The 22,653-nt window shown below is 39.0% G+C and carries 20 protein-coding genes and 1 pseudogene; 11 read left to right on the top strand and 10 right to left on the bottom strand.

Annotated elements, in window-relative coordinates:
• Positions 1 to 603: 603 nt before the first annotated feature.
• From rpsU to H6G79_RS31630, 8 genes are all read right to left on the bottom strand, one after another.
• Positions 604 to 792 carry a 30S ribosomal protein S21 gene (rpsU, locus tag H6G79_RS31665; RefSeq protein WP_015115835.1) on the bottom strand — a complete coding sequence of 63 codons (189 nt, stop codon included), beginning with the start codon at positions 790 to 792 and terminating at the stop codon, positions 604 to 606.
• Between the two features lie 70 nt (positions 793 to 862).
• Entirely contained in the window at positions 863 to 1,168 is a 306-nt protein-coding gene (locus H6G79_RS31660; protein WP_190594346.1) for an RNA-binding protein, read from the bottom strand.
• Positions 1,169 to 1,532: 364 nt separating this feature from the next.
• Positions 1,533 to 1,796 (bottom strand): hypothetical protein, encoded by a 264-nt coding sequence (locus H6G79_RS31655; RefSeq protein ID WP_190594370.1) that lies wholly within the window; start codon positions 1,794 to 1,796, stop codon positions 1,533 to 1,535.
• Between the two features lie 72 nt (positions 1,797 to 1,868).
• The gene (locus tag H6G79_RS31650; protein WP_190594347.1) at positions 1,869 to 2,021 is read right to left on the bottom strand and encodes a hypothetical protein; all 153 of its coding nucleotides are present in this window, start codon (positions 2,019 to 2,021) and stop codon (positions 1,869 to 1,871) included.
• 443 nt (positions 2,022 to 2,464) lie between these two features.
• Entirely contained in the window at positions 2,465 to 4,375 is a 1,911-nt protein-coding gene (gene ltrA / locus H6G79_RS31645) for a group II intron reverse transcriptase/maturase (RefSeq protein ID WP_242048661.1), read from the bottom strand.
• 746 nt (positions 4,376 to 5,121) lie between these two features.
• Positions 5,122 to 6,549 carry a cell wall metabolism sensor histidine kinase WalK gene (locus H6G79_RS31640; RefSeq protein ID WP_190594349.1) on the bottom strand — a complete coding sequence of 476 codons (1,428 nt, stop codon included), beginning with the start codon at positions 6,547 to 6,549 and terminating at the stop codon, positions 5,122 to 5,124.
• Positions 6,546 to 6,923 carry a response regulator transcription factor gene (locus H6G79_RS31635; RefSeq protein WP_190594350.1) on the bottom strand — a complete coding sequence of 126 codons (378 nt, stop codon included), beginning with the start codon at positions 6,921 to 6,923 and terminating at the stop codon, positions 6,546 to 6,548. The genes H6G79_RS31640 and H6G79_RS31635 overlap by 4 nt, the downstream gene beginning before the upstream one ends.
• Before the next feature lie 285 nt (positions 6,924 to 7,208).
• On the bottom strand, positions 7,209 to 8,609 hold the full coding sequence (locus H6G79_RS31630; RefSeq protein ID WP_190594351.1) for an ATP-binding protein: 1,401 nt from the start codon (positions 8,607 to 8,609) through the stop codon (positions 7,209 to 7,211).
• 429 nt (positions 8,610 to 9,038) lie between these two features.
• Here H6G79_RS31630 and H6G79_RS31625 point away from each other — a divergent pair, with 429 nt between their 5' ends.
• From H6G79_RS31625 to H6G79_RS31605, 5 genes are all read left to right on the top strand, one after another.
• Positions 9,039 to 10,961: a transglycosylase domain-containing protein gene (locus H6G79_RS31625; protein ID WP_190594352.1), complete on the top strand. Its 1,923-nt coding sequence runs from the start codon at positions 9,039 to 9,041 to the stop codon at positions 10,959 to 10,961.
• A gap of 60 nt (positions 10,962 to 11,021) precedes the next feature.
• Positions 11,022 to 11,723, top strand: coding sequence for a response regulator transcription factor (locus H6G79_RS31620; protein WP_190594353.1), 702 nt, complete (start codon positions 11,022 to 11,024; stop codon positions 11,721 to 11,723).
• 337 nt (positions 11,724 to 12,060) lie between these two features.
• A complete protein-coding gene (locus tag H6G79_RS31615) occupies positions 12,061 to 12,282 on the top strand; it encodes a hypothetical protein (protein WP_190594354.1) in 222 nt (73 codons plus the stop codon).
• An 88-nt stretch (positions 12,283 to 12,370) separates the two neighbouring features.
• Positions 12,371 to 13,768: a glycosyltransferase gene (locus tag H6G79_RS31610; protein ID WP_190594355.1), complete on the top strand. Its 1,398-nt coding sequence runs from the start codon at positions 12,371 to 12,373 to the stop codon at positions 13,766 to 13,768.
• Between the two features lie 100 nt (positions 13,769 to 13,868).
• Entirely contained in the window at positions 13,869 to 14,636 is a 768-nt protein-coding gene (locus H6G79_RS31605; protein ID WP_190594356.1) for a sucrose-phosphate phosphatase, read from the top strand.
• 127 nt (positions 14,637 to 14,763) lie between these two features.
• On the opposite strand, the gene H6G79_RS31600 is transcribed toward H6G79_RS31605, so the two are convergent.
• Positions 14,764 to 15,654, bottom strand: coding sequence for a DUF2382 domain-containing protein (locus H6G79_RS31600; protein WP_190594357.1), 891 nt, complete (start codon positions 15,652 to 15,654; stop codon positions 14,764 to 14,766).
• A 103-nt stretch (positions 15,655 to 15,757) separates the two neighbouring features.
• Entirely contained in the window at positions 15,758 to 16,705 is a 948-nt protein-coding gene (locus H6G79_RS31595; protein ID WP_190594358.1) for an S-layer homology domain-containing protein, read from the bottom strand.
• A 407-nt stretch (positions 16,706 to 17,112) separates the two neighbouring features.
• Here H6G79_RS31595 and H6G79_RS31590 point away from each other — a divergent pair, with 407 nt between their 5' ends.
• From H6G79_RS31590 to H6G79_RS37060, 6 genes and pseudogenes are all read left to right on the top strand, one after another.
• Positions 17,113 to 18,396 (top strand): TIGR00341 family protein, encoded by a 1,284-nt coding sequence (locus tag H6G79_RS31590; RefSeq protein ID WP_190594359.1) that lies wholly within the window; start codon positions 17,113 to 17,115, stop codon positions 18,394 to 18,396.
• Between the two features lie 13 nt (positions 18,397 to 18,409).
• Positions 18,410 to 19,225, top strand: a complete 816-nt coding sequence (locus H6G79_RS31585) for an ion transporter (RefSeq protein ID WP_190594368.1) — start codon at positions 18,410 to 18,412, stop codon at positions 19,223 to 19,225.
• Between the two features lie 37 nt (positions 19,226 to 19,262).
• Positions 19,263 to 20,267, top strand: a complete 1,005-nt coding sequence (locus tag H6G79_RS31580) for a mechanosensitive ion channel family protein (protein ID WP_190594360.1) — start codon at positions 19,263 to 19,265, stop codon at positions 20,265 to 20,267.
• A complete protein-coding gene (locus H6G79_RS31575) occupies positions 20,267 to 21,619 on the top strand; it encodes a DUF2254 domain-containing protein (protein ID WP_190594361.1) in 1,353 nt (450 codons plus the stop codon). Before H6G79_RS31580 ends, H6G79_RS31575 begins: the two co-directional genes overlap by 1 nt.
• A gap of 1 nt (position 21,620) precedes the next feature.
• A complete protein-coding gene (locus tag H6G79_RS31570) occupies positions 21,621 to 22,193 on the top strand; it encodes a hypothetical protein (RefSeq protein WP_190594362.1) in 573 nt (190 codons plus the stop codon).
• Positions 22,194 to 22,470: 277 nt separating this feature from the next.
• A pseudogene (locus H6G79_RS37060) lies at positions 22,471 to 22,575 on the top strand (cobalamin/Fe(3+)-siderophore ABC transporter ATP-binding protein); the annotation flags it as partial.
• Positions 22,576 to 22,653: the final 78 nt, after the last annotated feature.

The following is a 22,653-nucleotide window of genomic DNA, read 5'->3' as shown; positions in this document are numbered from 1 at the left end:
AGGTTGATTCAAGCAGCCTTACAATAATTGCGCTCCCACTTTTGAGAAACTGCAACTATACCTGAGTGAGAAAAAGCGATGCGACCGATCATAGACCTACTTTGCTACACCCCACTGTAGCTAATCGCCGTTGATTCTGATAACAATCCCGACATATCCAAAACACGCTGCGACCACAAGCTCACTTCAGTGTGAACTTGAGTTAAAGCTGAAGCTTACTATAATCGAGGTCTTGCTCGTGCTGACTCAGGAGATGACCACTTAGCAATTGATGATTTACAAAAAGCAGCTAACCTCTTTCAAAAACAAGGAAATACAGCCAAATACCAAGCTGTTCTTCAGAAGATTAGGCAGATACGTGGTAGATTAGCCATTATAGAAAGTAAAATTTTTGCTACCTGAGCAATATTACCTTTGAATGTTAAACATTAGCTTCAACCGGGCAAGAAAGGTAAACAACAATGGCTTCTATCCTTGTTGATATATATAGCTTTGAAGCCACTGAGAACTACCATTACTTAATTTTTTCTTACTGGTGCTAAATTCCATAAAGAAAACCCTCATAAAAACTATGAGGGCATTCGTTTATATTTATGTCAGTCCTCAAGTGCGGAAACGTCTTTTACCTTGCTTTTGTAAAGCCAGTTTTTTGCGCTTGGATTTCTCAATAGGCGTTTCAAAGTGACGATGCTTCCTCATGTCTTGAAAAATCCCCGCCTTGGATACTTCTCGCTTAAATCGGCGTAACGCTGACTCAAGATGTTCATTTTCACCCACTATAATTTGGGTCATTCTTTCTCCTACTAAATTGAATTCCTCAATGGCCTAAAAATTGGCTCTCTCAAATTTCCGGTGTCAAATCTTAGTAGCGTCCGCGTCCACCACCACTATATCCGCCACGTCCACCACCAGAAGAACCTCTGTCTTCTCTGGGCTTGGCTTTATTAACTTTCAGGTCACGACCCATCCATTCAGCACCATCAAGACCATCAATAGCAGCATCTTCTTCTGCATCTGTTCCCATTTCCACGAAAGCGAAGCCGCGCGGACGACCTGTTTCCCGGTCTTGTGGTACTTGAACCCGCTTTACAGTACCATATTCAGCAAAAATACCCTTAATATCCTCTTCCGTAACTTGGTAGGAGAGGTTGCCTACATAAATTGACATTGATTTTCTCCAAAATTTTGAGTGTGTAGAGATTTAAATTTCGGAGAAAAGTCTGTAAATACCAAAAGGGTAAAGCCTGTCAATACTAAAAACAAAAATACTCACCAAATTAATTCTCTTTTTCTAGGATGACATAAAAGCCAATTAGGTGCATCCAGTAAAGGTTAATAAATGGTTAACCCTGATGTGATAAGGCAGCGTACGCTCTCGCAGTCAAAAACCCAGTCGGAATGATTGGGCTTTTGATGGGGTTATATTCCCAAGAGCAAGTTATAGAAGTTCTGTATAAGTGGCTTTTCTTTCCATGACTACAAAAGCTAGATCGCAAATTCCAGAAAACAGTGGACACGAAACTTTCAACTAGTTAATCCCACCAAGCATATAACTGTTGAGAATTAATTTCTAATTCATCACAACCCCAGACAAATTTTACAAATTCACCAGCAAAGTCTAAATCGATATCCAAACGAATGGCGATTTCCCGATTATTTTGACCCTCAGATGCCATCAGAATTATTTTTGCTCTCAGTGCGATCTGTTGCGGTGTGTTGTGTCGGTCAATCAACTGCTGGAGTTCATAACGATCGCCATTGCTTAAATTTAAGATTTTTGGAGTTAATTTTGGCACACCTTTATCCCTTAATACTTGGACACAGCAAATTTTTACCTCACCATTTATTCTCCTACGATTATGGTCTAGCTATTTCCGCCGTGCCGTACTAGACACTCCCAATATTGGCATTATTTCTTCATGCTTATATCCATATAACAGCATTTTGACTGCTGTAGCTCGCTTGATTTCACGTTGTTCTTGACTATTTTTGATAAAATCTTCTAACCACTGTATCCACATAACCACAACTGCTTGCTTGTTATATAATTTACTTTCTTACTCTCTCCGTATTTTCTCATAAGTAGTTTAGGATTGCTATATAAACAGTACAAAAGCCCAAGATGCTATTGATTATGGCTGGCATCCAGGGCATCTACTTGTGCGGGGTTAGCCCTTGGTTTTGTCTAGGGCTAATAATCAAATACCAGACTTGCCCAGTTCATTACTCATCGGCTATAGCTACCATTTCCTAACGCCGCTTGTGTTGCTGTCTGACGTAACTATAATTCCTCATCAAGTGCTGCAATTACTTGGTAGATGTGATTTTCTACTTTGACGCTGATTTTTGAAGCATATTGTGAGTTAAAAGATTAAAGTCAACGACTCCCTCACGAGAGCCGTTGCTCTTCAAAACGGAACGTGATACTTTCGCATCATTCCGCTCCTCAATAAAATGGTGCTTGTCACACATACGTCATAACCAGCATATCGTCAACCCATCTATAGTTATCTGGGATGACTAGCGGTTTAGGCTTGACACTATTACAGTCAGATTGATTGCCCAGACTACCATCATTGGCAGTCTTATGATCATGGCAATGACGATGAAGAAGTTGGAGGTTTTTATATTCATCTGAACCGGATTTTGATTTCGGTATGATGTGGTCGATTTCCATGACATCTTCATCTTTAAAAAACAATCCGCAGTAGGCGCATTTTCCTTTTTGACTTTTTAAAAGTTTTGCCATTCTTGTCGGCATTTGTGGATATTTGCCCTTTCTTTTACTCCAGTAAATTAGGTTTCCATCATAGGGTGATGCTTCACCTTTGACTTTCACATAGTCTTTGATTTTGGTCGCACTATGTTTTAGTAGGCGCACGGGATTTGACCCCTGTGGCGAGGTGGCGAATACCCAGTTATCGTCGCCAATGGATTGCCAGTATCTCTGGTTTATCCACTTTTGACCTTTGTTTCTATGACGACCTTTTGCCCATTTACGTAGTTTCCAATAGACTAAGGTATCCATTTTTGAGAATACCTTACTGCTGGCAACTGTAGCGAAGTAATTACACCATCCTCTAATTAGAGGATTCAGGTTTCTTATTAATGCCGCTTGTGAGACACCCTTGTGTTTTTCTATTACTTCCGCTATCTGGGCATAATGCCTTTTTTGGCTTACTTTTGATGGGGTGATGATGGTTTTAAATCCAAGTGGATTACCTTGAGTATCCTTCCCGGTTTGGTACTTTCCAACTTGATATTGTCGAATTGTGTACCCCAGGAAATCAAATCCAGGTTTCTCCCCTTCATACTCATATAATGTGTGAGCAATTCTGGTTTTACTTGGTTTTAATTCCAAGCCCATTTCACTTAACCACTCAGATATCACCTGTTTGCATTTAGTGATGGCATTTATGTCTTCGTGAAGAATTACGAAGTCATCGGCATAACGAATAATTGAAATGGATTTTCGTTTGTCTCTTTTTGGCAGTTGATATTTGCCGTTACGGCGTTTAATATCAAAGGATTCCGCCAATTCTTTTATCCGATATTCCAACCCATGAAGGGCAATATTCGCTAGTAATGGCGAAATAACTGATCCTTGTGGTGTGCCGCTAATTGCCGGAAATATCTGTTCTCCATCCATCACACCAGCCTTTAAGCAGGCTCGGATCATTCTCCGTAAGGTGGGGAAGGTATTTAATTTTCTTAAGAGTTGTTTGTGGTTGATTTTGTCGAAGCATTTCGATATATCCGCATCTAAGATATACTTAGGTTGCGATTTAATCGCTATAAAAATTGCTGCGACAGCATCCCGTGTTGAGCGTCCTGGTCTGAACCCTGTGGAATTGGGTTCAAACACTGCTTCCCATTCTGGCTCTAGTGCCAGTTTGACCAGTGCCTGCAATGCTCGGTCTTTCATGGTAGGTATTCCTAAAGGTCTTTTTTCCTCCGTTCCCGGTTTTGGAATCCATACTCTCCGGGTAGAGGATACCTTTATTCCCAGTTGCAGTTGTTTTATCAAGTCAAAACGTTGCTTTGGGGTTAGTAATTTGACACCATCCACTCCCGCCGTTTTCTTTCCTTGATTGTCTTGGGAGACTCTACGCACCGAGAGGCATTTTGCACTCCAGGATTTCATCAGTAATTTTTGGAGTCCACGTACTGTTTTGACATCGCCACGACTAGACGCTTGGTAAATGCGCTTTTGTAACTTAAACACCCGACGTTCTAGTTTTTTCCACGGAATTTCCCGCCATTTATATGTGGGATTTTCGCAAGCTTGGCTAGGTATATCGTCTGTCCATACTATCCTCTCCCAATCTTTCTCAGATTGCTGGGCTTTAGTCTTGTTCATTACTACTGACACCATGAACCATCCATTTCATCGTGAGTCCGTCAGCATATCCTTACTATTAGGTAAGGCATTGGCTTTTGACTCAATCTCAATCCCCCTATTGCCTGAATCTTTCAGAGTTTGCGTCTTGGTTGACTGCTTAGGTCTCGACCTGACCTAAGAGCAACAGAGGGGTTACTTCGTTCCTAATAATCATTGGTTTGTTCTTTTAGGATGACGCTATCCACCTATATTCGGGAAACGCTCATCAACTGGCATGAGACACCGTTGATTCCCTTAGTTTTCGCCCTTTTGGGTCTGCCAGTGTATCAGCCTTATTTCACTGGTTCCATATAATGATGGTTCAGTCGCGTCTTCGCGTTTGCTGCTATCCATAAGAACTTGCTACCTGTTACTTTCACCTTTCATCCCCGCTTTACGGATTGAAGACCACTCTCTACCGTAGGGGAAGTGCTTTCTCCCCTGCGTCTGGGGGATAGGGTTTAGATTTTCGCATTGCTACTTGCCTTCACCTATATGATTATTAAGTTGTCATCTCCAAAGGATTTAAGTGCGGGCAACTAGATATTAGTTACTTTGGAGAAGCCAGCCATCCCAAGGGTTTCCCCAGTTTCGGCTGAACGAGTCGCACCTCATATTATGGTTCAAAGCATAATAGGCGCAACCTACCCTTAGAGTATTACGAATGACAAATTACGCATTACGTTAGCGCAGCGTAAAGCCTTCGGCATGGCTTCGCTTAGAGCGACGCAGGAGCGTCATTATAAATTACGAATTATCGGCAAATATATAGTAAAAGTTGCCCCTTGATTTGATGTGCTGCTGGCGATAATACTGCCTTGATGGGCTTCAATAATCCGCTTGGAAATTGCTAACCCCAGACCATTACCACTACCTTTGCGTGCAGGGTCTGTTGTATAAAATTGCTCAAAAATTCGGGGTGTATCACCCTCTTTTATGCCTTTTCCCTGGTCTTGAATTTGAATAATAGCTTGTTTGCCTTGGCTGTATCCAGAAATAGATACTTGAGAATTGGCTGGTGAATGCTTAATCGCATTATCCAACAAATTGAGAATCGCTTGTAATAGCCGCTCTGGATCGCCCTGGATAATTAGGTTTGCCACGTTCACCTGTGTAGAAATTCCCAGAGTTCGCATTCGCGGTTCTAATGCATTAACAGCACGGTTAATCAATCCATCCAGTGAAATAGCTTGTTTTTCTAGTTCAGTAACTCCTGCTTCCAAACGTCCTAAATCCAGCAAGTCATGAATCAATCGTGATAAACGCTTGGTTTCGTTTTCAATAATTTGGAAAAAGCGATCGCGTAGTTCTGGTTCTTCAGATGCTCCTGCTTTGAGTGCGTCTACTGTCACCTGAACGTTACTGATAGGAGTACGTAATTCGTGGGAGACATTGGCTAAAAACACCCGTCGCTCTTTGTCTAAGGAAGCTAACCGCTCACTCATCCGGTTGAGTTCTGCTGCCAATTGATCCAACTCATTGTTCTCATGGATTGTTAGCTTATCACCAAAATGACCGCCACCCAAGCGAATAGCAAAATTCTGCATAATCTCAATTGGTTTTGAGAGACTGCGAGCAAACCGACTGCTAATTAACGCACACAGCAGAATCGTTATTGCTAACGTTCCCAAAATACTCCAAATTACCCTAGCAAACTGTCGCTGAAACTGCTCCAAAGTCATAGACATTCGGATTACGCCCAACAATTGACCGTTACGCTCAATAGGTCTGGTAATGTAGAGGCGATCATCGTTTGATAAAACGCCTTTGGCAATTCCTTGTTTTATATGATTTTGTAGAGCTTCCCGCATTCCCGGAACTTGATACCAGTCTTTAACTTGGCTGTCTAACTTGGGGTCAGAAGTGGCTAATAGACTGCCTTGTTGACTAAAAACACGTAGCGTTAAAGTTTGTGGTGCGCCATACCGTTGCACCAGTAAATTTACCTGTTTAATATCTTTTTCTTGTAGTGCATCTGCTACACTTTCGCTTAACGCACTTGTCCAGTTATCCAAATCTATTTGTCGTGATCGCATGAAGTAATCATGAAACGACCAAAGGATATAACCTGCCATCAGTGACGTTCCAAAAGCTGTTAGAATCAGATATGTACTTAACAACTTAGCATAAATTGTATTTAATTTAATCCTAAATATCCAGCCTCTCATGAAGGCTGCTCCCCATAACGACGACGCAATACTGCTTTGATGCGTGCTAGTAGTTCGCGGGTGTTGAACGGCTTAGTAATATAATCATCTGCACCTGCTTCTAACCCCCAAATTTTATCAATATCCTCATCTTTAGCTGTGAGCATGATGATAGGTACATTAGAAAATGCTCGAATCCGCCAGCAAACTTCCATACCGTCAACTTCTGGTAACATCAAATCAAGCAAAATTACATCTGGTACTTGCTTGTGAAACTGTTTGATTGCACTATGTCCATCGGCGGCTGTAGTCACCGTGTAATCTTCTTTTTGTAGTGTATAGGTGAGACTGTCGCAAAGAGCCGCTTCATCATCTACAAGTAATACGTGTTGCATTCTTTATTTTAAATTAGAGTGAGTTATTTATAATAATATTGGTTCTTGCGTTGGTTTTATGGTAGGACATTAAAACCGCAGTTTTATAGAAACGCTCAAAAACTTAAAACCCAGTCACAGCAATAAATATAGCCTATATTTAGGTTTTATTTATTATTCTGTTCCATAAAATGAACTGAAGAGCCATAATATTTTGTATTAGTAAGTATATTTATGACATCTTCCTCTCGAAATTAATTTGTTAAATAGTACGGATGAAAACCTTATAACCAAAAAGGTTTAAGTTTAATCATGACTGCTTAATTTACTCTTGCCTATTACTGTTCCTTGTTGGGGAAATTTTATCGTAAAACTTGTTCCGCCTCCTACTTCGCTATCTACATAAATTTCTCCATTATGTATTTCTAAACACTTTTTAACTACAGCTAATCCTAAACCACTACCAACAACCTTGCCTACATTATTCGCACGATGAAAAGGAAGAAATAAATGCTGGTGAAATTCTGAAGGAATACCAATACCATTATCTTTGACTTGAAAAAAGATAGTATGTGGTTCACAACTAAGAGTCAAAAAAATACTTTCTTCTGGAGATGAATATTTCATAGCATTGGAAAGCAAGTTACTCAAGATAGAGTAGAGTAATTTCTCATCTAATTTTGCATGGGTACAGTTACCTTGGCTAATAAATTTAATCGTATAATTTTGTCGATTAGCAAATTGAATATCTTCGATTAAATTAATACAAAATGCTTCTAGATCCATGAGTTCTGGATGAAACTCTAATTTACCAGCCTCTGCCCTAGTTAAAGTGAGAATATCGGTAAGTAATTGGTTCATTGACCTAGCTGAAGACTGAATCCTATATAGATTCTTGAGTTTTTTCTCTTCTGTCCACTGTTGATTACTTTGAGCTAATAACTGAGCCGAACCTAAGATAATACTCAATGGTGTCCGAAATTCATGAGATACCATCGAAAAAAATTGTAACTTTAATTCGCTAAGTTCTTTTTCTTGAGCTAAAGTCCGTTGAATAGCTTCAGCTTCCTGACGCTTTACTAATTGTTGATACAATAAAGCATAAACACCTAATAAAATCGCAAAACTCAAAAAAGTACCAAGGAGTTCAATTAACATTCGGTTATGAATATTATCTTGTGAATGCCTCACAGAAATTTGCAATAACTCTTCTTCCCTGGTTTGCATGTGAGTGAGTGTTTGGCGGATTTGATTACGATTTTGATTGCTTTGATTTACCAGATGTGCTTGAACAGCAAAAGTCGATTTACCTAATTCTTTGAGATTAATAGACTGTTTAGAAAGTTCAATTCTTTGATTAATGAGTAATTTTAGCTTGGTTAGTTGCTGCTGTTGATCAGGATCATCAGCAAGTTTTTGCTGCAACTTCTGAACTTTTATATCGAGGCTTTCCATTGCCTGATAATAACGTTTCAATTCCAATTGTTCTCCATAGAGAATATAACCCCTGCGTCCGGCTTCAGCATCAGTTAATGTAGCAAATATATCAGTAATATTTTTCATTACCTCATTTGTTTCTTTAACTTGATTACTACTTAAAATTAACTGAGTAGCGTTTTGGTAAGAAATAAGACTAACTATACCCATGAATAATAAGCATAAGCTAAAGCCAGAGGCAATCCATTTTCCTTCTAGCGACAATTTCATAAACGCATAAATTAATAGTTCAAAAGTAATATTTTATTACATAAGATGTTGGTAAATATTTTAAGCATAAAGATGGAAATGAAAATTATTTTCATTTCTACCCGATTTCTACCCGATTTCTACCCGATACTTTTATTTAAAACCCTCATAATGTTAAAAATATGACTTACACAAGAACCCTCTCGAATCTTCTTAACTTCGTGTCCTACCCTGCGGAAGCCGCTATCGCGTCTATGCGTCCTTTGCGGTTAGTTTTTTCATGATTCTGCGTAAGTCCTGAAAAATGACAAATGTAATATCTCATTAATAATTTGAAATAATCTATACAATTACTAAGCATAAAATATAAATTATTTAATATTCTTCGGAATTAAAGAAATAAATGAAAGTGGTTCAATTTGTATTAATACATAGGAGGCTACAATTATTGTGTCTTCATTTAAAACCCTTGAACAGCAATCAAAAACTCAAACTTTAACTCAGTTTGAATTATTTAAAGAAATTGGTCAAGTAACGGGTAGCATCATTTTATCAACGATAATGCTATCAAGTTCTATTTTAGCTGGAGGGCTAGTCGGTTTAGCGATTAGTTTTCGGAATTTACCGGATGTGAGAAAAATCAAAAATTTTTCGCCTTCAGAAACTACTTATATTTACGATATTAAGGGTAAGCTTTTAACACGTATACATGGAGAGGCTAATCGACAAGTAGTGCCTCTGAATCAAATTTCCCCGAATTTAAAACGTGCGGTCTTAGCCAGCGAAGATAGCCATTTCTACGAACATCATGGTATTGATCCGGTTGGGATTGGACGTGCGGCTTTAGCAAACTTGACGGCTGGTGGCGTGCGAGAAGGTGGTTCTACAATCACCATGCAATTAGTCAAAAATTTATTCTTATCTCAAAAACGTGCTGTAACTCGAAAAATTGCCGAAGCTGTATTAGCAATTCGCTTAGAGCAAGTTCTGAGTAAAGGCGAAATATTAGAACTATATCTCAATCAAGTTTACTGGGCTCATAATAACTACGGTGTGCAAACAGCCGCACGTACTTACTTTAAAAAATCAGCGCAAAATTTAACTTTAGCTGAATCAGCAATGATGGCGGGTTTAATTCAAGCTCCAGAAGAATTTAGCCCGTTTGTAAATATGAACTTGGCAAAACAAAAACAAAAAGAAGTTCTGGGGCGAATGTTGGAACTGAAATGGATTAGCCAGCAAGAGTATAATAATGCCCTCAAACAAAAAATTAAACTGGGTGAAATTAAGTCATTTCAAGGCAGTGCTTTGCCTTATGTTACCAATGCTGTAGCACAAGAACTGATTAAAAAATTTGGACGAGAAACACTGCTCAAAGGTGGAATGCAGGTACAAACTACGATCGACACTAGCTTTCAAATGATGGCAGAAAAAACTGTCAAGAAATGGCATCGTATTTTGGAAAGCCAAGGTTTGCGTAAGAATCAAATGGCTTTGGTGGCAATTGATCCGCGCACACATTTTATCAAGGCATTGGTGGGTGGTGTGAATTCCAAAACTAGCGAATTTAACCGAGCTACCCAAGCGCACCGTCAGCCAGGATCTTCTTTTAAACCTTTTGTTTACTATACTGCTTTTGCCAATGGGAAATTTACGCCCAACAGCACAATCTTAGATACTCCGGTGAGCTACCGTGATGGTAATGGTTGGTATTATCCCCGCAACTATGATAATAGCTTTATGGGAGCAATACCAATTCGTACGGCTTTGGCTTTATCGCGTAATATCCCGGCAATCAAGCTTGGTAAAGCTGTGGGGATGAATAAAGTAATTGACACTTGCCGGACTTTGGGAATTATGAGTCCGATGGAACCTGTGACTTCCTTACCTTTAGGTGCAATTGGTGTCACCCCACTAGAGATGGCTAGTGCTTATGCCACCCTGGCGAATTATGGCTGGCAATCACCTGCGACAATGATTGCTAGGATTTCTGATAGTAGTGGCAATGTGTTGGTGGATCATACACCTAAACCAAAGCTAGTACTTGACCCTTGGGCTTCAGCAGCAACTTTAGATGTGATGCAAACAGTTGTTCAAGAGGGAACTGGTAGAGGTGCAAATATCGGCCGTCCAGTTGCTGGGAAAACGGGTACAACTTCTTCAGAAAAAGATATTTGGTTTATTGGGACTGTACCGCAGTTAACAACTGCTATTTGGATAGGTAGGGATGATAATCGACAATTATCTGGCCACGCGACTGGCGGAGGTATGGTGGCTCCTGTGTGGCGAGATTTTATGCTGAAGGCGCTTCAAGGTGTACCTGTAGAAAAGTTTCAGCCGCCTGCTAAATTTCCTCGGACTAAATCAAAGTAGAGGTATTAAGGTGAGGTATGGGGATGAAGACAAATTGTTTAATTTACAAATCTTGGGGAAATGCGGATTTTGGTAGTGGAAGATGATATCCAGTTAGCAGAAATGCTGATGGAGGCCTTGAGCGATCGCCAATATGTGGTAGATGTAGCTCCAGATGGAGAGCAAGCTTGGGATTTTATCAAGATTTTGGAATATGACTTAATAGTGCTAGATATTACTTTACCCAAGTTAGATGGTGTGAGTTTTTGTCAAAGGTTGCGATCTCCTACAGTCGGGCTGAATTTTTCCCGTAACAGCACCATACCTATTCTGATGTTAACAGCACGCGACACCTTGGCTGATAAAGTGACTGGGTTGGATGCTGGGGCTGATGATTATATGGTCAAGCCTTTTGAAATGCCAGAGTTAATGGCTCGTGTTCGCGCATTATTACGCCGTAATAGTAGCACAGCATCTTTTCCCGACCTGAGTTGGGGCAGTTTGCGTTTAAATACTAACACCTATGAAGTAACTTACGCTGATCAGCCCTTATATTTAACACCCAAAGAATTTGCGCTGTTAGAACTTATGGTTTCTAGCGGTCGGCGGGTACTCAGTCGAGCCGGAATTATTGAACGCATCTGGTCACTAGATGACCCACCCAGCGAAGAAACCGTTAAGTCTCACATCAAGAGTTTACGGCACAAACTTAAAGATGCAGGTGCGCCGGATGAGTTTATTGAAACTGTTCATGGATTGGGTTATCGTCTCAAGCAGTTTTAAATAACTACCCGATTTTTACCCGATTTCTGCCTGATACTTCCACATATAGTCTTTATACTTCCATGTTTATGGACTGGTACATAATTTGAGTTGATTTTCCCACTCATTTGTGACTTGTGGTTTTCACTAACCACTATTAACCTCAAACTCAGAATAACTCCTTTTACACCTTATTTCTCTAAATTAAGTTAATTACTTAGTTTAGAGAATTTTAATATGAAGCTGATTCTCACCTACCCGATTTTTAACCGATTTTTTCTCACTAATTTAACCTTTAATCAGTAAGATTCCAAAGACAAACAGTTTTGGAAATTTTAGTTAACTTTAGGCAATTACTATGTTTGATCCTTCAGTGAATATTTCCAATATTGTTTTAACTTATGAGCAGTATCGTAAGTTAAAAGCTTATGGTCAAGCTCATCACATATCAATTCAAGAATCAATCAAGTTAATCATAGATTCTCATCCTGAATATCAAATCAATCATAAAAAAATCAGTAGAGACTACCCATTTATCTGTTCAAGAAGGATGATTCACTTATTATTTAAAGTTAAATAGTCAGCCAAATTATCTAAAAAACACATATTAAAGCAATTAATCATGAATATTTTCAACTCTCTAAAATTCAGTTAAATATTTGGAAAATATGACTACAGCAATACCAAATTCTCAACCTAGTTATGCCCTAATTTCAGTTCATGGCGACCCTACATCTGAAGTTGGTAAAGAAGGTGCAGGTGGTCAAAATGTCTATGTGCGGGAATTAGGGTTAGCCTTAGCAAAGCGTGGCTGTCAGATTGATATGTTTACCCGCAGAGAACACCCCAATCAACCAGAAATTGTAGAATTAGCCCCCGGATGTCGCACAATTCGCCTGAAGGTTGGGCCAACAGAATTTATCTCTAGAAATAACCTATTTGAATATTTGCCAGAATTTGTCGAAGCTTGGCTGAATTTTCAACAGCGAACAGAATGTAACTATGCACTCATTCATACTAATTACTGGCTTTCTGGTTGGGTAGGTTTAGAACTGAAATCTCGATTGGGACTACCCCAAGTTCATACTTATCACTCTATAGGCGCAGTAAAATATCGCCATGTACAAAATTCACCACAAATTGCAGCAATTCGCTATTGTGTAGAAAGAGCAATTTTAGAACAAGCAGATTGTGTAATTTCTACCAGTCCCCAAGAAGTAGAAGATTTACGTCAGTTAATTTCACCATCTGGACGCATTAAAGTTATTCCCTGCGGCATTAATACAGAACACTTTGGTTCTGTAAGTAAAAAAGTGGCTCGTCAACAATTAGGAATTGCTCAAGATGCCAAAATAATTTTATATGTAGGACGTTTTGACCCCCGCAAAGGAATAGAAACTTTAGTCAAAGCTTGTGCTTGTTTGCCTAATGCTGTTCAACTTTATTTAGTTGGTGGTAGTCGAGAGGATGGTGCAGATTTTCAAGAACAACAACGCATTCAAGACTTGGTTGATAAACTGGGATTAAAAGGCGTAACAGTTTTTACAGGACGGATTTCTCAAGCACTGTTACCTGCTTACTATGCCGCAGGCGATATCTGCGTTGTTCCTAGTTACTACGAACCATTTGGATTAGTAGCAATTGAAGCAATGGCAGCCGGGACACCTGTAATTGCTAGTGATGTAGGAGGCTTGCAGCATACAGTAGTGCATGGTGAAACAGGACTTTTAGTTCCTCCCCGTGATCCTAATGCCTTAAAAAGTGCTATTCGCAGTTTATTAGAAAATCCCATTCTCCAGGAAAGTTACGGTAATGCTGCACGGAAATGGGTGCAGTCTCGATTTAGCACTCCAGGAGTTGGTAATCAAATTTATGAACTTTATCAATCTTTGACAGTTGATACATTTGTTCAGGAAGTTATTCAAAATAAAAAGTTAACGCCTGATTTAGAAAAGCAAATTCAAAATTTGTTAAAGTCAACAACTTTAAAGTCTAATGAAATTAAAGCTTTAGAAAAACTCATTGATTCTTTTTCTAATGATCTTGTTCAATGGGTAACTAGTTGAGTGTGACTATTTGTATATAGCAATCCTAAAGCTAGTGATTTTAAATACAGGAATAAATTACTCTTCGTGTATTTAAAGAAATTTTGAGAGATTAGAAAATATGAAACTACTTTTAGTGATTGAGTTAGATGCTATTTTAGTAGGTAATTATCGAGCTATTGACGCTTTAAATCAAAGACTAGCATGTATCCGCCATCAAATTCATTTAGTTTATATTACTGGTCGCTCTTATACTTCTAGTCGTCAATTAATCGCGCAAGCAAAACTTTTGAAATCAGATTACTTAATTGCAAGCGTAGGTAGTGAAATCTATCAACAAGCTTTGCTTTTAGAAAAAGACTGGGCTAATTATATTTCACAAGACTGGAAAAGAGATGAAGTTGCTGTAGTAGCCAGCTACTTTTCTGTTTTAAAAGCTCAACCAGATATTGAACAAACTCCTTGGAAATTAAGTTTTTGCCTGGATATGTCAGCATCATTGGAAGTGATCACAGATTTGCAAGATTTACTGACATTTATGGGATTACAAGCTCAGGTAATTTTTAGCAACGGTCGAGACATTGACATCATACCCAAGAGTAGTAACAAAGGTAAAGCTGTAGGATATTTACAACACTTGTTAAAAGTAGATCCAACAGCCACCATTGTGTGTGGAGGTTCAGGAAATGATATGAGTTTATTTCAACTTCCATCGCCTGGTATTATTGTTGGTAACGCTCAGACAGAAATTCTTTGGTGGTATTACAATACCTGTTACCCTTGGCATTATTTAACTCATTACCCTGATGCCACAGGTATTCTTGAAGGACTCATCTATTTTAATGTCTTACCATTTCCTAATAACTGGCGACAACCGATTCCAAATTAAAAAAAGACACAGTGATAATTGATGATCTACCGTGTCTGATACTATTGGCTCCTGCTTCACAAAAACTTTGATTTACTTCACTCTGGGTTTGCATAAAGGTATTTAGTTTCCCGTGAATTGATATTAATTAGATTCTCTTTTTGTCACGAAATCTCTTGTCATCTTTATTAATATCTAATTCCTCACGACGAAGAGTCTCTTCAGCTTCCACCGTATCTTGTTCAACTACTTTTTTAACTTTTACTTCTTCACGCAAAACAGCTTCTTTGTGAATATCAGGAGTTTCTTCATATATTCCTACACGGGTGACTTCTCCTTCACGGAAGTCGGCATCCGTAGGTGATACATTTCTAGCATCTGCGCTGGGAGTAGTACGTTCAATAACTACACGTTCTTTTTCAACAGGTACAGAAACTTTAGCTGTTTCAGTTTCCGTGTGCTTACCAATAGCTACCTCTCCAGTTTTAACACGGGATTTATTGGCAACTAATCGTTCTTCGTATAGTTTGAGATTTTGATGATCCTGTTCGTTCATATTGTAGAGATTTGGCTCACTTTCATACTTATATGTATTACGATCATGAGCATGAGATTTGCGATCGCTTGTGATAGGTGGAGCATCTACAGGGGTGGATGTTTCTAAGGATGATTGTCGGACTGGAGTACGATAAACACCACGTACTCTTTCTTCATAGTCATAATCGATTTTCTCCAAATCATTAAAATCTGGGAGATTTTCTACCTGCTCTCGTGTCAACCCTTTAGCATACACTCGCTGATTACTGTATTCAATTTGGGAACGTCCAATGGGTAACAAAACTTGTCTACCAAAAAACCAAAAACCTGTATCAACTACTAAATAGCGAAAACGACCGGAATCGTCTACTAAAATGTGTTTGACTGTGCCAATTTTATCATTATCAACGTCTGAATAAACATCGAAGTTGTTGATATTGTAATTATCAAAATCCGTGTTGTCAGATTGGGCAGCGAAATCTTCAAGTTTGTATAAGTCCATGCTGATTTTCCTCCAATAGCTATATTTACTATGCTAAAAATTTATGTCTTTCCTCCTTCTTCCTTAAGAAAGATATCCAGCTAAATGATTGTTGAATTATCAGTTATTGAAGATTTTGGTTGTTCGTCTGAGTTTCAACAATGTATTTATTGGCAGGTGAATTATTAGCAATTGGTTGTATTTTATTTTGGGAAACCAAAGTTTGATAAACTAAAGCGGAAATTTCTCCTCTAGTTGCTGCTTGATTGGGATTAAAAACATTTGCTTTTGGATAGTTGACCACGATATTTCTTTTTGTAGCTGCGGCTACGCTTCCTACAGCATATTGGGGAATTTTATTGGCATCAGCATAATTATTAGCAACGATTACTGATGCAGGATTACTCACATTGGTCGCTTGTTGTTTAGTTGTTGCAGGTGTTGTAGGAGTCGCAATATTAGTTTGAGCAGCTTGGGCTTGTGGTATGAGTAAAGGCTGCATTAAACTTGTAATTGCTAAAGGTAAGAAAATCCGTCTTTTTGCAGCTTTTGGTTGGGTTTGTTGAGGCACTTCTTTTGCTGTGGTGGGAACAGAGACGGCGGCAGGATTATTAATTAAATCCAACCCTTTGTTTAAAGCAACTATGGCTTCGACCCTAGAAACTGGTTGATTAGGACGAAAATAACCACCAGGATAACCTGTCATAAATCCTTGTTGATAAGCTTCTTCGATAGGACGCACAGCCCAGTAGTTAGCAGGAATGTCTTTATATACAGCACCACTTTTTATTTGACGAACTGGTGGTTGATCAAAAGCTTTACGAATAATTGCGGCAAATTCATCTCGATCTACTGGTTGTTGTGGTCGAAATGTTCCATCAGGATACCCCGCTACAATATTTCTGGCAGCTAAACCTTGAATAAATGGCTGCGCCCAGTAATTAGGTGGAACGTCACTAAAATAAGTAGAAGAAGATTGGGCAGATGTTTCTAATGCTCCAACTGTAAATACTACCAAATTAAGAGATAGTAAAGATATACTAGTTAAAGCTAATTTAGTTAATTGAGCCATTATGCCAGCCTCCTATTTTGTAATTTTTTCTTTATTTTAAACTTCAAAATTGATTAGTAAGGAGTGAGTTTTTATTGCTAAAACTGTTAATAGAAATAAAATGTAACTAAAGGCTGAATTTATTTCTTACTTTAGAAGCAATTCATACATAAAATCCGAAAATTCAAAATAATAAGAAATATAAAAATTACCTAGAATCAATAATTTATCTCAATTATTTCAATATTTAATTTAAAGTGGTAAAAGAGTATTTATTTAACTGCAATCCTGCATCATATATAAACTATTTACTAATTTGATAGTTAAAAATAAAACTGGAATGCAGGAGGAAATATATCTGAAAAATATCTCTTTGGATAGTAGAGCGATCGCCTAAAAAACTAGATTCTTAGCGATGGGAGGTAAAAATGCGTCAACTCATGATCCAAGTGCCACAAGGAAATGGAATAGCCGTGATGGAAATCGCCAAATCTCATCATGGGAAAAATCTGGCGCGGTTTGAAGGCTATGCAGATGAACCGATTGATGTGGTAATTGTTCACGTTTCTAATCGAGAAGTAGGCAAAGTTTTAGAGGAATTGCAAGACTTACCGAAAGTACACGTCACATTGATACCGACTGGGGTGATAACTCTGCAACCGCCTGCGTCAGAAGCACCGCAACAAGTGGTGGATGTAGAAGAACGCAGTCCGATTGAGATTTTACTTTCGGGGTTGCAAAGTGTTGGTTCTTGGCGTGGTTTTATTGGTTATGCGGCACTTGCAGGTTTTGTTGTCTGGACTGGGTTGTATACGAATACAAGTTACTTGTTGGTAGCAGCAATGCTGATTGCGCCGTTTGCAGGCCCAGCCATGAATACGGCCATTGCAACTGCATGGGGCGATCGCGCACTTCTGGGAATAAGCATTTTAAGGTATTTTGCTGCTTTAGTTGTAACTATTATTACAACTTGGCTACTGAGTTTGATATTAAGGCAAGAAATTGCCACCAGTTCAATGCTAGACAATAGCCAAGTTTCAGCAGTGGCAGTCATTTTACCATTGGCAGCCGGAGCCGCCGGGGCGTTAAACTTGGTGCAGTCAGAACGCAGCAGTTTAGTATCTGGAGCCGCCACAGGAATGTTAGTTGCGGCTTCTTTGGCCCCACCTGCGGGAATTATCGGGATGTCCAGTGCAATTGGTCGCTGGGACATAGTAATTTCGGGGCTGTTTTTATTATTTTTGCAACTATGCGGAATTAATTTTTCGGCAGCTTTGTTGTTCCGGGTATTTGGTTTGTCTGCACAAGAAACTCGTTATCAACGGGGTAACAAGCGAGTCTTCTATTCTGCTTTGGTAATCACTGTGATTACATTGGCTGGTTTACTAACTTGGCAGTTTATCAATTCTCCCAATTTGCAACGCTCTAGCCTTGCCCAACGTGCCAATGCTCAAGTGCAGAAAACGGTGAAACAAGTTGGTTTAGCCAAATTAGTCGAGGCGAATGTGCGTTTCATTCGCTCTGATATTACAGGTCAGGATACACTGCTGTCGGTAATTTATGTACAGCGTCAACCGCAAGTTACAACCTCGAATCAAGAAATTAGCGATCGCCTCACCCAAGCAATTCAAACTCAGTTATTAAACCAAGATTTTAATGTCACACCTTTAGTTAGTGTCAATGTACTAGAACTTCCTGCTAGTAAAAAATGAACCTCGAATTATGATGAATAGTTCTAAAATTTCCGAAAAACAAGCCCTAGAAAGAGAACGCAGCGAAGTCTTGCAACAGTTGGAAGATTGGCTAGAAACGCCAATGTTAATACTGGGCTTTGTATGGTTAGCACTATTTATCATCGAGATTATTTGGGGATTAAATTCTTTACTACAAGCTGTGAGCATTACTATTTGGATTATTTTTATCTTAGATTTTCTCCTAAAATTAGCGATCGCTCCACATAAACTTTCTTATATTAAAAACAACTGGTTAACAGTTATTTCTTTATTTTTGCCAGCATTACGTACTATTCGAGTTCTCCGAGTCGTCAGAATTTTAAGGACAGCAAGGGTAGTCAGAGGGTTACAACTGTTGCGAGTGATGACTCGTGCTAACCGAGGAATGCGAGTTTTATCAGCCAGTGTCAGCCGTCGCGGCTTTGGTTATGTTGTGGCGTTAACCATGATTATTACTTTATTAGGAGCAGCCGGAATGTATGCGTTTGAAAATGAAGTTCCTGGGGAATCTGGGCTGCACAATTACGGTGCGGCTTTGTGGTGGACAGCAATGTTAATCACAACGATGGGTTCTGAGTATTGGCCGAAAACTCCTGAAGGACGAGTGCTATGTTTTTTCTTAGCTTTATATGCCTTTGCCGTGTTTGGCTATGTAACTGCAACTCTGGCAACGTTCTTTATTGGTCGTGATGCTGATAATGACGAAGCCGAGTTAGCTGGGGCGAAATCGATTCAACTACTGCAAACAGAAATTACTGCCTTGCGAGAGGAGATTCAAGAACTATTGCATCAAAATTCAAATTCATGAGAATCCATATAAATTTAAAACTGTATGAGGAATGTTTATGAATGCAGAAATCTCCGCCGCTTGGGATAAATTTCAAAGTATGATTGACGGTTTCATCGCTTTGTTACCAAACATGGTCTTAGCGTTGATTGTTTTTATATTATTTTTGGTGGTTGCCAGCAGAATTAAAGCATTAGTTAAACGTTTAACTCGTAACCATCGCTATGCACGTAATTTAGGATTAGTGTTAGGTAGATTAGCCCAAGGAATTATTATTTTGATTGGGTTGTTCATTGCCCTTTCAATTGTGATTCCCACATTTAAGGCTGGTGACTTGGTGCAACTGTTGGGAATTAGTGGTGTTGCCATTGGTTTTGCCTTCCGTGATATTTTGCAAAACTTCTTAGCAGGGATTTTGATTTTGCTGACAGAACCTTTTCAAATTGACGACCAAATTGTCTTTAAAGGTTTTGAAGGTACTGTAGAAAATATTGAGACAAGGGCAACAACAATTAGAACTTATGATAGTCGGCGAATTGTGATTCCTAACTCGGAGTTATTTACAAATTCGGTGACAGTTAATACAGCCTTTGAACACCGCCGATTACAATATGATGTCGGCATTGGCTACGGCGATGATATTGATTTAGCCAAGCAATTAATGTTAGAGGCACTGCATAGTATAGACGAAGTTTTAAAAGATCCCGCACCTGATGTATTGGCAATGGAATTAGCTGAAAGCACCGTCAATATTCGTGTACGTTGGTGGATTAATCCACCTAGAAGGGCAGATGATTTATCTTCGCGGGATAAGATAATTATGGCAATTAAGAAAAAACTGACGGAAAACGGCATTGATTTGCCCTTCCCCACACAACAAATTTTGTTCCACGACCAAACCGAAGAGAAAGATGGCGATCGCTCCCGTCAGCGAGAAGGTTGGCCTAAAGGTAAAACTGAAGTACCCAAGCCTCGCCGTGTCAGCGATTCACTTAGGCTACTAGCACAAGCCCACTCTACCCAAAACGGTAACAGTAAAATAGACACTCAAACTAACGAATAATGCGAAACGTCAAGATCAGCAAACTGTGGGATCAACTCCACTCAAGTTATTGGTTTATACCAGCAGTTATGGTGATGGTAGCTACTGTTTTAGCTTTCATCATACTGAATCTTGACCGCACAGACAACATAGATATTAACTATTGGTGGGTTTACACTGGGGGCGCAGATGGAGCGCGATCGCTCTTAGAAGCTGTTGCAAGTTCAATGGTGAGCGTTGCTGCTACAGCTTTCTCCATTACCATTGTCGCTCTGCAATTGGCTGCTTCTAATTTTGGCCCCCGGCTTCTGCGTAATTTTATGCAGGATACAGGCAATCAAATTGTACTCGGCACATTTCTTGGTACATTCATTTACTGCTTACTCGTACTGCGAACCATTCATGGAGAAGGAGACGAATATAGCCAGTTTGTGCCACAACTAGCAGTGACAGTTGGTGTTTTACTGGCAATTATTAGCATTGGTATTTTAATTTATTTTATTCATCATGCTTCTACAATCATTCAAGCATCTCATGTAATTCATAACGTTAGTGCAGATTTACATTCAGCCATTGAACGTTTATTTCCTGAAAAAATCGGGTTGAGTGAACCAGAAGATAGACAAGGATTTACAGAAATTCCTACATCTTTTGAGGACGAAGCCTCACCGATTTGCGCTCACAATACAGGTTATTTACAAGCAATTGATGACGCAGAATTAATGAATATTGCTTGTCAGTATAATTTGCTCATTAGTTTGCAAACTCATCCCGGAAAATTTCTCATTCAAGGTGGCGATTTAGTCTTAGTTTTTCCTGGTAAGAAAGTCAATAAAAACCTGACTAAGCAAATCAATGATGCCTTTATTTTAGGTAAAGAACGCACTGAACAACAAGATGTAGAATTTCCGATCGATCAATTAGTAGAAATTGCCCTACGTGCGCTATCCCCGGCAGTGAATGATCCATTTACTGCTATTCGTTGTATTAACCAAATCAGCGCCGGATTATGTCATCTTGTACAGAGAAATTTTCCCTCGCCTTATCGCTACGACCATTATAATAAACTGCGCGTCATTGCCGAAGGTGTCAAATTTACTGAATTGATGGATGCAGCTTTTAACCAAATTCGCCACTATGGATGTGCTGATATTGCAGTCACTATTAGTTTGTTAGAAGCTATAGCTGCAATTGCTACTTACACAGATAATTCTAAATATCAAGCAATCCTGCGACATCATGCTGACATGATTTTACAAAATAGTCTGGCGGAAATTTCCCAACCCAAAGACCAAAAAGATATAGAAGAAAGATATAACCAAATTATTAAAAATTTAGGTAATAACAGCAATATTAAAGATTGGGAACAATAGGATGAAAAGTTTAAATTGGCGGGGTTATCGAGTTATTGCTTGGCTAGGACAAGCTATACTAGCAATCTTTGCGATCGCCGCAGCAGTTCAAAGTAAATGGCTAAATGCTTTAGGTCTAGCATTCTTTTTAATAGCATCTTTTGTATTTGTTGTTCGAGATGATAAATTACCAACCTTATTTGATTTTTTGTTTGTCTTAGCTGCATTACTCAATGCTATTGGTTGGGTATGGAATTTCTTTGGTATACCAGGGCCTTATGACGAGATCGTTCATGCTTATACAACTTTTTCGATTACTCTCGCCCTGAGCTTTTTAGTATACAGTTCCATGTTGAATGTATTTCGCAATCATACAGTTTTGTATATAGTGACAGTTACGAGTTTTGGAATTGCGATCGGTGCTTTATGGGAAATTGTAGAATGGTCTGCGGGTAAAATTCTGAATACTCAAGTCATTGGAAGTTTGGATGACACCATTATTGATTTAATTATGGACTCACTTGGTGCTGGATTAGCAGCTTTAATTAGCCTTTGGGCATTGCGAGAATGGACAAATCGTAATGAAGCAGAGTAAAAATGAATTAGGTTGGGCTGATTTTCGGGTAACTGACTATTCCCAAATGCAGAAATGGTTATAAGTGCTTACTTGATAGTTAGTCTTAACTTTAGTCATTCAACCTTTCATATTCTTTAATTTACTCAAACCTTAGCTGAGAGTCTTTCCAGTTTCGCATTTATCAATTGGATTTCTCATATTAATTGCATTGATGAATCGAATGCACGGTGCTATCCCAAAACCCTACAAATCCAGCGATTTCTTATTTTCTTCTGCCTAGAGTGATGGAAGAGCGTTACAAGAAGTATTTGGCTTAGAATGTCGGATTGTACCTGATCCAATTATCGGAACACCAATGTGTGTTCCTATCGAGCATCAAGGGTATGAGGATGACATATAACAGTGCTGAGTAGAAACTCACTATTCTTAGAGAGCGATCGCACAGATAATGCTGCTTTGTCAGAAATTCTGATGACAT

It is taken from the genome of Anabaena sp. FACHB-83 (assembly GCF_014697485.1).
Lineage (GTDB): Bacteria > Cyanobacteriota > Cyanobacteriia > Cyanobacteriales > Nostocaceae > Nostoc_B.
The sequence above is the reverse complement of the archived record's forward strand: the minus strand, read 5'-3'. Positions and strand labels throughout refer to the sequence as shown.

Excerpts from the sequence above, each read along its gene's own strand:
- H6G79_RS31605 (WP_190594356.1), top strand. The coding sequence starts at position 13,869 with ATGAAACTACTTTTAGTGATTGAGTTAGATGCTATTTTAGTAGGTAAT.
- H6G79_RS31640 (WP_190594349.1), bottom strand. The coding sequence starts at position 6,549 with ATGAGAGGCTGGATATTTAGGATTAAATTAAATACAATTTATGCTAAG.
- H6G79_RS31600 (WP_190594357.1), bottom strand. The coding sequence starts at position 15,654 with ATGGACTTATACAAACTTGAAGATTTCGCTGCCCAATCTGACAACACG.
- H6G79_RS31635 (WP_190594350.1), bottom strand. The coding sequence starts at position 6,923 with ATGCAACACGTATTACTTGTAGATGATGAAGCGGCTCTTTGCGACAGT.
- H6G79_RS31615 (WP_190594354.1), top strand. The coding sequence starts at position 12,061 with ATGTTTGATCCTTCAGTGAATATTTCCAATATTGTTTTAACTTATGAG.
- H6G79_RS31590 (WP_190594359.1), top strand. The coding sequence starts at position 17,113 with ATGCGTCAACTCATGATCCAAGTGCCACAAGGAAATGGAATAGCCGTG.
- H6G79_RS31660 (WP_190594346.1), bottom strand. The coding sequence starts at position 1,168 with ATGTCAATTTATGTAGGCAACCTCTCCTACCAAGTTACGGAAGAGGAT.
- H6G79_RS31620 (WP_190594353.1), top strand. The coding sequence starts at position 11,022 with ATGCGGATTTTGGTAGTGGAAGATGATATCCAGTTAGCAGAAATGCTG.
- H6G79_RS31575 (WP_190594361.1), top strand. The coding sequence starts at position 20,267 with ATGCGAAACGTCAAGATCAGCAAACTGTGGGATCAACTCCACTCAAGT.
- ltrA (WP_242048661.1), bottom strand. The coding sequence starts at position 4,375 with ATGGTGTCAGTAGTAATGAACAAGACTAAAGCCCAGCAATCTGAGAAA.
- rpsU (WP_015115835.1), bottom strand. The coding sequence starts at position 792 with ATGACCCAAATTATAGTGGGTGAAAATGAACATCTTGAGTCAGCGTTA.
- H6G79_RS31630 (WP_190594351.1), bottom strand. The coding sequence starts at position 8,609 with ATGAAATTGTCGCTAGAAGGAAAATGGATTGCCTCTGGCTTTAGCTTA.
- H6G79_RS31570 (WP_190594362.1), top strand. The coding sequence starts at position 21,621 with ATGAAAAGTTTAAATTGGCGGGGTTATCGAGTTATTGCTTGGCTAGGA.
- H6G79_RS31610 (WP_190594355.1), top strand. The coding sequence starts at position 12,371 with ATGACTACAGCAATACCAAATTCTCAACCTAGTTATGCCCTAATTTCA.
- H6G79_RS31595 (WP_190594358.1), bottom strand. The coding sequence starts at position 16,705 with ATGGCTCAATTAACTAAATTAGCTTTAACTAGTATATCTTTACTATCT.
- H6G79_RS31650 (WP_190594347.1), bottom strand. The coding sequence starts at position 2,021 with ATGTGGATACAGTGGTTAGAAGATTTTATCAAAAATAGTCAAGAACAA.
- H6G79_RS31580 (WP_190594360.1), top strand. The coding sequence starts at position 19,263 with ATGAATGCAGAAATCTCCGCCGCTTGGGATAAATTTCAAAGTATGATT.
- H6G79_RS31585 (WP_190594368.1), top strand. The coding sequence starts at position 18,410 with ATGAATAGTTCTAAAATTTCCGAAAAACAAGCCCTAGAAAGAGAACGC.